Below are 11,104 nucleotides of genomic sequence, written 5' to 3'. Positions count from 1 at the left end.
GTGAGAACGGCGGTGGGAAATTCGTCCACGGTAGCGGTGGCTTGGTGCTGCTGCGGGCGGCGTAAAAGTCGTCCACCTATTCCCTTTCTGCGGCGGCAGGGAGGGCGTGAGGATTTACAGCGTGGACCTATATCTGAGAGTTCGCCAGGCTTGCGCGGAAGGCATGAGCCAGCGGGAAGCGGCGCGGGTGTTCAACATCTCGCGTGACACGGTTGCGAAGATGATGACCTTCTCGGTGCCACCGGGCTACCGACGGACGGCCGAGGTCAGGCGGCCAAAGCTTGATCCTTTCATCCCGATCATCGAGGGCTGGCTGGAGGCGGACCGTTCGATGCCGCGCAAGCAGCGGCATACGGCCAAGCGGGTGTTCGACCGGCTTCGCGATGAGTGCGGCTTTACCGGCGGCTATACGATCATCAAGGACTACATTCGGGAGCGGGAACGGCGGGGCCAGGAGGTATTTGTGCCGCTGTCGCATCCGCCGGGCCATGCTCAGGCCGACTTCGGCGAGGCGCAGGTCCGGATCGGGGGCGTCGAGCAGAAGGCCCACTTCTTCGTGCTGGACCTGCCGCACAGCGATGCGTGCTATGTGCGGGCCTACCCTGCGGCGGTGGCCGAGGCCTGGGTTGACGGCCACATCCATGCCTTTGCGTTCTTCGGCGCGGTTCCCCAGTCTGTGCTCTACGACAACGACCGCTGCCTTGTGGCGAAGATCCTGCCCGACGGCACCCGCAAGCGGGCGGAGCTGTTCAGCGGCTTCCTGTCGCATTACCTGATCCGGGATCGCTATGGCCGCCCGGGCAAGGGAAACGACAAGGGTAATGTCGAGGGTCTGGTGGGCTATTCGCGGCGTAACTTCATGGTGCCGATGCCGGAGTTCGCGAGCTGGGAAGCGTTCAACCTCTGGCTGGAGGAGCAATGCCGCAAGCGACAGCGTGCTGTCTTGCGCGGTGAAAGCGAGACGATCGGGGAAAGACTGCAGCGTGACCTTGCCGCGATGCGCCCGCTCCCTGCGGCTCCCTTCGATGCCTGCGATCAGGAGACCGGCCGCGTCTCGTCGCAATCGCTCGTGCGCTACAAGACCAACGACTACTCGGTGCCCGTCGCCTACGGCCATCAGGATGTCTGGATCCGGGCCTATATGCATGAAGTGGTGATCGGTAGTCGTGGCGAGGTGATCGCCCGCCATCCCCGGTGCTGGGAACGCGATGAGATCGTCTTCGACCCGATCCATTACCTTCCGCTGATCGAGCAGAAGATCAATGCGCTCGACCAGGCAGCACCGTTGCAGGGCTGGGACCTACCAGAGGAGTTCGCCACGTTGCGCCGGCTGATGGAGGCGCGGATGAACCGCCATGGCCGACGCGAATATGTCCAGGTTCTGCGGCTTCTGGAGACTTTCGATCTCGCCGATCTGCGGGCTGCCGTGACGCAGGCCCTCCGGATGGGGGCGATCAGCTTTGATGCAGTGAAGCATCTTCTGCTTTGCCGGGTGGAGCGCCGACCACCGCGCCTGGACCTCGACTGCTATCCCTACCTGCCGAAGGCCACAGTCGAGAAGACCAGGGCCGTATCTTACATGCGGCTACTCTCGGTCGGTGCGGAGGGCGCGGCATGAATGATGCGCCGGAAATCCTGCTCGCCCATCACCTCAAGGCGCTGAAGCTGCCCACCTTCCTGCGCGAGCATCAGAAACTGGCCCGCCAATGCGCGACGGAAGGGCTGGACCATGTTAGATACCTAGCCCGGCTGGTCGAACTTGAACTGATCGATCGAGAACGGCGGATGGTGGACCGTCGCATCAAGGCCGCGAAGTTCCCGGCCGTCAAAAGCCTCGACAGCTTCGACTTTGCGGCTATCCCGAAGCTGAACAAGATGCAGGTGCTGGAACTGGCCCGGTGCGAATGGATCGAACGGCGCGAGAATGTCATTGCCCTCGGCCCGTCCGGCACCGGCAAGACCCATGTCGCCCTCGGCATCGGGCTGGCCGCCTGTCAGAAGGGCCTGTCCGTTGGCTTTACCACCGCTGCGGCGCTGGTCAGCGAGATGATGGAGGCCCGCGATGAACGCCGCCTGCTACGCTTCCAGAAGCAGATGGCCGGATACAAGCTGCTCATCATCGACGAACTTGGCTTCGTGCCGTTGTCGAAGACCGGCGCCGAATTGCTGTTCGAGCTGATCTCGCAGCGCTATGAGCGCAGATCGACCCTGATCACCAGCAATCTGCCCTTCGATGAATGGACGGAAACCTTCGGTTCCGAGCGTCTCACCGGCGCGCTGCTCGACCGACTGACCCACCACGTCAACATCATCGAGATGAACGGCGAAAGCTATCGCCTCGCCAACAGCACAGCCCGTAAACAGCGCTGATCACCATAAAATATCTACCCACGATTGGCCCTAAGGGGCCAGTGCGCCATGGCTCGCGCCAGCTATGTGGCCAGCGCGCGCGCCATGGCGCACCCCCCAACTGGCCGGACTTTACGCCGCCGCCCCGGCCGACTTTTGCTCCGCCGTTGACAACCATGCCGCACGCAGCGACCTGATGACCATGCTGCTGCGCACCAACCGGGACAGCAAGAGCTATGATGGGCTGTCGATGCTGCTGGCGCCCAAGCCGCGCGGCACGGACGACAACCCCTTCCCGGCCGAGGGTATGACCGGCGGCGAGATCAAGGTGCTGGGCTATCGCGGGATGAAGGAATACGAACTGTCCTTCGACGGCTTTCGTGTCCCGGCTGACGGCGTGCTGGGCGGCGAGGAGGGTCAGGGCTTCCGCCAGTTGATGTGTACCTTCGAGGGCGCGCGTATCCAGACCGCCGCCCGCGCGGTGGGCGTGGCGCGTTCGGCCTTCGACCTGGGGCTGCGCTATGCGCTGGATCGCAGGCAGTTTGGCCGCGCCATCGCCAGCTTCCCGCGCATTGCCGACAAGCTGGCGATGATGCTGGTCGAAATCGTCATGGCGCGTGAACTGACCTATTTCTCGGCGCGCGAGAAGGACAAGGGCCGGCGCTGCGACATCGAGGCCGGCATGGCCAAGCTGCTGGCCGCCCGCGTCGCCTGGACCAATGCCGACGCGGCTTTGCAGATCCACGGCGGCAACGGCTATTCGATGGAATTCGAGATCAGCCGCGTGCTGTGCGACGCCCGCATCCTGAACATCTTCGAGGGTGCTGCGGAAATTCAGGCCCATGTCGTCGGCCGGGGCCTGCTGGCCGCGCGGAACTGACGGCGGCCCCCAAACGGAAAGGAAGACAGCGATGAAACGGGTTGTGATCTGCGAACCGATCAGGACGGCGGTCGGCGGCTATGGCGGCATGTACAAGGACGTGCCCGCCACGCATCTGGGTCGCACGGTGATTGAGGCGGTGCTGGCCCGCACCGGCATCGACCCTGAGCGGATCGACGACGTGATCTTCGGGCAGTGTTATCCGAACGGCGAGGCCCCGGCGATCGGCCGCGTCGCCGCGCTGGACGCGGGCCTGCCCGTCACCACGCCGGGCATCCAGATCGACCGCCGCTGCGGCTCGGGCCTGCAAGCGGTCATCGACGCCGCCATGCGCATCCAGACGGGTGCTGCCAGCATCGTGCTGGCGGGCGGCTGCGAAAGCATGAGCCGCTCGGAATATTACACCGAGGACATGCGCTGGGGCACTGGCGGGCGTCCGGCGCAACTGCATGACCGGCTGGCGCGCGGGCGCGTGACCTCGGGCGGGTTCCGCTATCCGGTGCCGGGGGGGATGTTGGAGACGGCCGAGAACCTGCGCCGTGAATATTCGATCCCGCGTGAGGAACAGGATGAACTGGCCGTCAGTTCGCACCGTCGCGCGGCTGCGGCGGCCGCAGATGGCCGCTTCGCCGAAGAGATCGTGCCGGTGACCGTCAAGACCCGCAAGGGCGACGTGGTGGTGGACCGCGACGAACATATCCGGCCCGGTGTTTCACTGGAAAAGCTGTCCACGCTGAAGCCGATCATGCTGAAATCGGACCGGGAATCGACCGTGACCGCCGGCAATGCCAGCGGCCAGAACGATGGGGCGGCGGTCTGTGTCGTTACCGATATCGACACCGCCGAAAAGATGGGCCTGCGCCCCTATGGTGAGTTGATCACCTGGGCCGTGGCCGGGGTCGAGCCGCATCGCATGGGCATCGGCCCGGTGCCCTCGACCGCCAAGGCGCTGGCCCGTGCGAGTCTGGAGATGAAGGATATCGACCTGATCGAGCTGAACGAAGCATTCGCCGCACAGGCGCTGGCCTGCACCCGTGAATGGGGTTTCGGCAAGGATGATTTTGAGCGGATGAACGTCAACGGTTCGGGGATTTCGCTGGGTCATCCGGTCGGCGCGACCGGTGTGCGGATTCTGACCACCATGCTGCGCGAGATGCGCCGGCGCGAGGCGCAATACGGGCTGGAAACCATGTGCATCGGCGGCGGCCAGGGCCTGACTGCGATCTTCAAGCGCCTGGCCTAGAAAAAACGGACGCCCGAAGGAGCCCGTTCCAAAAGGTCTCAGGCCGGGGTGGTGCGGGCGGCGATATAGCCCTCGCTCAGCCCCGCGTCGATCTCGGCCTGGGACAGACCCCAATCGCGCAGTACCTCGACGCTGTGTTCCCCCTCGCGCGCGGGGGGCCGGGTGATAGTGCAACGCGAGCGCGAGAAGCGCGGCGCGGGCGTCGGATGGGGTATGCCCGCCACGTCGGTCAGAATGCCCCTCGCAACATTGTGGGGATGGCGCGCAGCCTCGGCCAGCGTCAGTACGGGCGAGACGCAGGCATCGCTGCCCTCGAAGATCTCGGCCCATTCCGCCTGCGTATGATCGAGGAATCGCCGCGCCAGTGCCGCTTGCAGGCGCGGCCATTCGGCGCGGTCGTTCTGCTTGGGCAGGGTGGTAGGGTCCAGTTCCATGCGTTTCAGCATCTCGGCGTAGAAGCGCGCCTCGATGGCGCCGACAGCCATGTAGCGCCCGTCCGAGGTCTGGTAGGTGGTGTAATAGGGTGCCCCGCCATCAAGGATATTGCCTCCACGCTGCAAGTTCAGCTGGCCCGCTGCATTGAAGCCGTGGAACACCGCCAGCAGCATGTTGACCCCGTCCACCATCGCGGTATCGACCACCTGGCCCTGTCCGGTCCGCCGCGCCTCGAACACCGCCGCCAATACGCCAAGCGCCAGGAACATTGCCCCGCCGCCGTAGTCGCCCAGCAGGTTCAGGGGTGGCACCGGCGCCCCGCCCGCCGGGCCGATCATGTCCAGCGCACCGGTCAGCGCGATATAGTTGATGTCATGGCCTGCGGTCTGGGCCAGCGGGCCGTCCTGTCCCCAGCCGGTGGCCTTGCCGAAGACCAGCGAGGGGCGCACCGCCAGGCAGGCATCGGCGCCGATGCCCATGCGGTCCGAGACGCCGGGCCGGAACCCCTCGAGCACCACATCGGCGCTTTCGACCAGCCGGAAGAACGCCTTGCGGCCGTTTTCGCTTTTCAGGTCGATCGCGACCGAGCGCTTGTTGCGGCCACGCAACTCGTACTCCGAAGGGCGCTCGATCCCCATGTCGGCCGCTGCCACGCGATCCACGCGGATCACTTCTGCGCCCAGATCGGCCAGCATCATGCCGCAGAAGGGTACCGGCCCCATCGCCGCGATTTCGATTACCTTCAGTCCGGCCAACGGTCCCATGTCGTCCTCTGCGTTACTGCCAAGCATGATGCATTATGCGAGTCGGGGCTTCGGGCGGGCAAGCAAGCCGGCCGCCGCCACGGGAAACCTGGCCGCGGCGCAAGGAAAAACCTGTAGCCTAGAGTATGTCTCGCTCATTCGGGTTCATATCCTGCGGCAATGAAATAATTGAGGCATTCGTCTTCGGTGAAGAGGTCGCAGACCTTGCCGACGGCCTTCCATAGTTCATCGTAGGTTCGGGCTGCGGCCTTGCGCAGGAGGGCCTTGAGCTTGGCCAATATGAGGGGGCGAACGCCATGCGTTCGAGTGAGCCCCCGATTGATCTCGATGGGGTTCAGGTCGGGGCTGTAGGGCGGGAGCGGCAGAAACCAGCAGCCAATGTTACGCAAAGTTGCAGTCGCTTTCGGGCTCTTGTGGCTGGAGAGGTTGTCCAGGATGACGACATCGCCGCGCTGAAGGGTCGGGGCAAGTTGGGTCTCGACATAGAGGTCGAAGAGGTCGCGATTGATCGGCCCGTCGATCACCCACGGGGCATCGAGGCGGTCATGTCGCAGCGCCGCGATGAAGGTCTGGCTGCGCCAGTGGCCGAAGGGCGCATGGTCGACCAGCCGCTCGCCGCGCGGTGCCCAACCGGTCGTCTTGGCCATGTTGGTCTTGATCGAAGTTTCGTCAATAAACCCGATCCGCGTCAGCATGTTGGCCATGAAGGGCTGACGTTTCGTGATCCAGACACGCCGGGCCTCAGTGACCTCGGGCCGCTTCTGTTCGACGGCTTGCAGGTCTTTTTTTGTGCGTCAGGCCGAGATCCTGCAGGAGCCGCCAGATCGAACTGCGGTGCACCGGCATTCCCGTTATCGCCGTGAACTCGCCCGCCAGTTCCGCCGTCGTCAGATCACGCCGCTCCCCGATCCGGCCCGCCACCCAATCCCTATGCGCGGACAGCTTGCCGTGGCCGCCGCCGTTGCCCTGCTTCTTCGGCAGAAGGCCCCCGGTCGTCTTCGCAAGCTTCACCATGTCATTGACGAACTTGACCGAGACCCTGAAACGCGCCGCCGCTGACCGGTGCGTGTTGCCCTCAGACACATGATCCACGACACGCTGTCGAAGCTCAATAGGATGTGGCTTACCCATCTCTGACCCCAAAATATCTGCCTCAAAGACAGGGAATCACAGCTCATCACCCAACGGAAGCATGAATCTCAATACGTGCAGCACGCTCTAGCCGGTGGCGGGCTCGCGCCAGACCCCCTCGGCTTCCAGATGCGCGATCAGATGGTCGGCCCCGCCGGCGATATGGTCGCGCATGCGCCGCTCGGCCTCGTCGGCGTCGCGCTTGCGCATCGCCTCGACGAGGCGGGCGTGATCGCGGATGGTGTCGCTGACCTGCCCCTCGACCATGCCGTAGAAGCGGTTTGGCAATTGCCGGACCATCATGCCCAGCATCATCGCCAGCCGGGTCGAGCACGCGGCGCGGTTGATGGCGCGGTGAAAATCATGACCGATCTGGTGGTAGCTGTCGGGGCGGCCGTCAGCGACGGTCTCGGCATAGGCGCGGCCCAGCCTCTCGATCTCGGTGAATTCCTCTTCGGTCATGCGCTTGGTCGCGCGGCGGGCCAACTCACCCGCCAGCAGGCTTTGCGCCCAGAAGATGTCGCGCACGTCCTGCTGGCTGAAGCCCAGCACGACGAAGCCTCGCCTGGGCACCAGCCGCACGAAGGATTCGCTTTGCAACAGCAGCAACCCCTCGCGCACAGGGGTGCTGCTGGTCCCGAGTTTCTTGGCCAGCATGTCGATGCGCAGGAATTCGCCCTCGCGCACCTGGCCCGAGATGATCATCTCGCGCACATGAGTGGCCACGTCGTGCGAAAGCTGCTGGCGCTTGCCGGCAAAGGGCGAATCTTCGGGCATGGGTATCCGTCACCAAGCATAATGCATGAAACGTGCGGAAGCATGCCCGAAGCGGGCTTTAGCGGCAATCTGGAACCCTGAGCAGGCTACAGCAGCGTTGCATATCCGCCATCAACCGGGATGACCACGCCGGTGACATAGGCGGAGGCGCGTCCAGCCAGGAACAGCGCCGTGCCGCCCATGTCGTCGCCATTGGTCAGCCTTTTCAGCGGGATCGGCGCGACGATGGTTTCCTCGCCTTTCGCCTCCAGCGTGCCTTTCAGCATCTTGCTGGGGAACATGCCGGGGGCGATGACATTGACGGTGATGTGGTCGGGCGCAAGCTGGTCGGCCAGGTGCTTGGATAATTGATGCGCGGCCGCCTTGGCCGAGCTGTAGGCATAGGTTTCGTGCTTGGGAATATGGAAGCCGTCGATCGAGCCGATATTGATGACGCGGGCCGGATCGTGGTGGCTGCCCGCGCGGCGTAGCGCCGGGGCTAGGTCGCGGATCAGGAAGAACAAGCCCTTGACGTTCAGGTTGAAAGCCTTGTCCCAGCCGGATTCGGGGTATTCCGCCAAGGGCGCGGCCCAGATTGCGCCCGCGTTGTTGATCAGAACCTCCAACTTCTCCTCGCGGGACAGGAACTCGGCGACCAGTGCCGTGCGACCCTCGGCCGTGGCAAGGTCGGCAGGGATGGCATGGCATTCACCCAGTTCCGCCAGACGGGCGGCGGTGTCGGCGCAATCGGTGGCGCTGCGCGAGCAGATATAGACCCGTGCCCCCGCCTTAACGAAGGTTTCAGCGATGGATGCGCCGATGCCGCGGCTGCCGCCGGTGACCAGCACGGTCTTGCCGGCGACCCCGAACAGATGATCCAGAACGTCCATGGAAATGTTTCCCGTCTTGTGTTGTGAAGGTCAGGCGGCGGCGCTTTCGTCGGCCGTGGCGATCACGCCCTCGCGGCCGAGCCGGTCGAGTTCGGCCGCGTCGCAGATCCCCGACAGGATCTCGCGGGTGTGCTGGCCGGTCAGGGGCGCGGGGACCGGACGGGTGGGGCGCACACCGTCGAACCGCCAGGGCGCGCGCAGCAATTGCTTGTCGCCGTCCTGTGGCTCGAACATGTCCAGCCATTGCATCTGCGGATGGTCGTGCAATTCGTGCAGGTCCAGAACCGGGGCGAAGGGCACGTCCGCATCGATCAGGCGTCTTTCCCATTCACTGCGGTTGCGGGTCAGGAATTCGGCCTCGACGATCGCCTTCAGAGTGGCGAAATTCACCTGCCGCACCTTGTAGCTGGCGAAGTCCGGGTGGTCGGCCAGATCAGGCCGGTCCATCGCCCGCGTCAGCGCGTGCCAGAATTTCTCGGACGAGGACAGATGCAGAGTGATCCCGCCGCCGTCGGAGGTGCGCAGGCAGAAATTCTGCGCCTGCGGATGGCGACTTTTGCGGGTGGGCGAGACGCCGTCCTCGCGGAACTGGGTGAAGGCGTCGATGGTGACCGACGACATCGCCTCCAACAGCGAGGTCTGCACCATCATGGCCGGACGCTCGGGGTGCAGCCCGCGCCCGGCCAGCGCGGCAAGGATGCCAGTCGCGGTAATGATCCCGGTCATCAGGTCGGCCAGGCAGGTGCCCGACAGGCGCGCATCGTCTTGGTCGTTCATCAGCGCGTAGAAGCCGCTCATCGACTGGCCCATGCTGTCATAGGCGGCGCGGTCGCGCCACGGCCCGCCATCGCCGAAGCCCGAGACGGTGGTGTAGATCAGCCGGGGATTCAGCGCCGTCAGCACGTCGCGGCCAAGGCCCAGCGCCTCGATCTTGCCGGGGCGGGTGTTGTCGATGAACACGTCGAAGCCGGGCACCAGCCGCCGCACCAGTTCGGCCCCCTCGGGGCGCTTGAGGTTGATGGCGACGCTTTTCTTGCCGGCGTTGTATTGGCAGAAATACGGGCTGCCGATGCCCTGACTGCGTCGGAACGCGTCGCCGCTGCCGGGCAGTTCGACCTTGACCACTTCGGCACCCAGCGATTGCAGCAGCGCCCCTGCATAAGGACCCGAGATGTAGGCTGCGGTTTCCAGAACGCGAAGCCCGTCGAGCGGCTTGGTTGGCGTCATGTCTCATCCTTCCGGCACCGCCCTGCGGGCCAGTTGCCGCAGGGTAAATTTCTTTCGTGCGCAAGGATGGGGGTCGGGCAGGATGCGGGTCAAGGTTCGGCCCGCCGCCTCTAGACAAAGTCGATAGGAGTTCAAGCGGGGCGGTTTCTCGCGCGGCGCAGCATTCGTGCATAATACACAATATTTTGTCCATGGGAGGAACGGTGCATGTATGATTTTCTGAACGATCTGACTGTGGTCGAGGCCGCGTCCTTCATCGCGGGGCCGTCCTGCGCGCTGCATCTGAATCAGTTCGGGGCCAAAGTGATTCGACTGGACATGATCGGCGGCGGCCCGGATTTCCGGCGCTGGCCGGTCTCGGAAAACGGACAGAGCTATTACTGGGAGGGGCTGAACAAGGGCAAGCTGTCGGTTGCCGTCGATCTGTCTCGCCCCGAGGGGCGGGAGCTTGCCGCCCAGATCATCACCGCCCCCGGTCCCGGCCGGGGGCTGTTCGTGACCAACTATCCGCGCAAGGGTTTCCTGTCGCACGAGGCGCTGGCGGCGCGGCGGGCAGATCTGGTCACGCTGCGCATCATGGGCTGGCCGGACGGGCGCAACGGCGTGGACTATACCGTTAACGCCGCCGTGGGTGTGCCGCTGATGACTGGGGCCGAGGGCGCGGAGGATCCGGTGAACAGCGTGTTGCCCGCCTGGGACCTGCTGGCCGGGGCCTATGGCGCCTTTGCCCTGCTGGCCGCCGAGCGCAAGCGCCATGCGACCGGTATCGGACAAGAGGTGACGCTGGCGTTAAGCGATCTGGCCATTGGCTCGCTCGGTAATCTCGGCCAGATCGCCGAGGTTCTGGCCGGGGGTGACCGTCCGCGGGCCGGCAATGCGCTTTACGGTGCCTATGGCCGCGATTTCCACACCTCGGACGGCTGCCGGATCATGATCGCCGCAATCACGCCCCGGCAATGGCGGGGCCTGCTGCGCGCCTTGGGGGTCGAGGAGCGGATTGCCACCTTGCAGCAAAGTCTCGGCGTTGATTTCCTGGTCGATCAGGGGCAGCGCCACCGCCATCGCCACGCGCTGGATCCGGTGATCTCGACCGCCGTGGCGCAGCGCACGCTGGCTGATCTGGGCCCCGCGCTGGATCGCGAGGCAGTCTGCTGGGAACCCTATCGCAGCCTGGCCGAGGCGGTGACGGACGATCCGCGCATGGTTTCGGCGAACCCGATCTTTACCGTAATGCGCCATGTCAGCGGCGCAGAATACCCTGCCGCCGGCGCGCTGGCCGAGGCGCGCGGCGAGACCCGTCAGCCGCCACAACCCGCCTCCGTCCTAGGGGCCGATACCGAACAGGTGCTGGCCGAACATCTGGGCCTTGGTTCGGGCCAGATCGCGGCGCTGGTCGATCGGGGCGTGGTCGCCACCGCGTAGGGAAGCG

The 11,104-nt window shown here is 65.0% G+C and carries 10 protein-coding genes and 1 pseudogene; 5 read left to right on the top strand and 6 right to left on the bottom strand.

Annotation, left to right across the window (positions count from 1 at the left end):
• Positions 1-163: 163 nt before the first annotated feature.
• The 4 genes and pseudogenes from istA to L632_RS0117345 all read left to right on the top strand — a co-directional run bounded on the left by istA (position 164) and on the right by L632_RS0117345 (position 4,472).
• Positions 164-1,618, top strand: a complete 1,455-nt coding sequence (gene istA / locus L632_RS0117360) for an IS21 family transposase (protein ID WP_083825881.1) — start codon at positions 164-166, stop codon at positions 1,616-1,618.
• Positions 1,615-2,370, top strand: a complete 756-nt coding sequence (gene istB, locus L632_RS0117355; RefSeq protein ID WP_028717263.1) for an IS21-like element helper ATPase IstB — start codon at positions 1,615-1,617, stop codon at positions 2,368-2,370. The genes istA and istB overlap by 4 nt, the downstream gene beginning before the upstream one ends.
• A 154-nt stretch (positions 2,371-2,524) precedes the next feature.
• Positions 2,525-3,229, top strand: a pseudogene (locus L632_RS23010) (acyl-CoA dehydrogenase family protein); the annotation flags it as partial.
• A gap of 31 nt (positions 3,230-3,260) precedes the next feature.
• Positions 3,261-4,472, top strand: a complete 1,212-nt coding sequence (locus tag L632_RS0117345; protein WP_028717262.1) for an acetyl-CoA C-acetyltransferase — start codon at positions 3,261-3,263, stop codon at positions 4,470-4,472.
• 38 nt (positions 4,473-4,510) lie between these two features.
• Here L632_RS0117345 and L632_RS0117340 read toward each other — a convergent pair whose 3' ends face one another.
• From L632_RS0117340 to L632_RS0117315, 6 genes are all read right to left on the bottom strand, one after another.
• Positions 4,511-5,671: a CaiB/BaiF CoA-transferase family protein gene (locus L632_RS0117340; protein WP_036698712.1), complete on the bottom strand. Its 1,161-nt coding sequence runs from the start codon at positions 5,669-5,671 to the stop codon at positions 4,511-4,513.
• Positions 5,672-5,805: 134 nt separating this feature from the next.
• The gene (locus tag L632_RS24725; protein WP_305809640.1) at positions 5,806-6,396 is read right to left on the bottom strand and encodes an IS630 family transposase; all 591 of its coding nucleotides are present in this window, start codon (positions 6,394-6,396) and stop codon (positions 5,806-5,808) included.
• A gap of 16 nt (positions 6,397-6,412) precedes the next feature.
• Positions 6,413-6,802, bottom strand: coding sequence for a hypothetical protein (locus L632_RS24720; RefSeq protein WP_036698709.1), 390 nt, complete (start codon positions 6,800-6,802; stop codon positions 6,413-6,415).
• Between the two features lie 87 nt (positions 6,803-6,889).
• On the bottom strand, positions 6,890-7,579 hold the full coding sequence (locus L632_RS0117325) for a GntR family transcriptional regulator (RefSeq protein WP_028717258.1): 690 nt from the start codon (positions 7,577-7,579) through the stop codon (positions 6,890-6,892).
• A gap of 86 nt (positions 7,580-7,665) precedes the next feature.
• Complete coding sequence (locus tag L632_RS0117320) at positions 7,666-8,448, bottom strand: SDR family oxidoreductase (protein WP_028717257.1); 783 nt, start codon at positions 8,446-8,448, stop codon at positions 7,666-7,668.
• 30 nt (positions 8,449-8,478) lie between these two features.
• Positions 8,479-9,675 carry a CaiB/BaiF CoA-transferase family protein gene (locus L632_RS0117315; protein ID WP_028717256.1) on the bottom strand — a complete coding sequence of 399 codons (1,197 nt, stop codon included), beginning with the start codon at positions 9,673-9,675 and terminating at the stop codon, positions 8,479-8,481.
• Between the two features lie 207 nt (positions 9,676-9,882).
• On the opposite strand from L632_RS0117315, the gene L632_RS0117310 reads away from it, so the two are divergent.
• A complete protein-coding gene (locus L632_RS0117310; RefSeq protein WP_028717255.1) occupies positions 9,883-11,097 on the top strand; it encodes a CoA transferase in 1,215 nt (404 codons plus the stop codon).
• The last annotated feature ends 7 nt before the right edge of the window (positions 11,098-11,104 follow it).

It is taken from the genome of Paracoccus sp. J39, from assembly GCF_000518925.1.
Classification (GTDB): domain Bacteria; phylum Pseudomonadota; class Alphaproteobacteria; order Rhodobacterales; family Rhodobacteraceae; genus Paracoccus.
The sequence above is the reverse complement of the archived record's forward strand: the minus strand, read 5'-3'. Positions and strand labels throughout refer to the sequence as shown.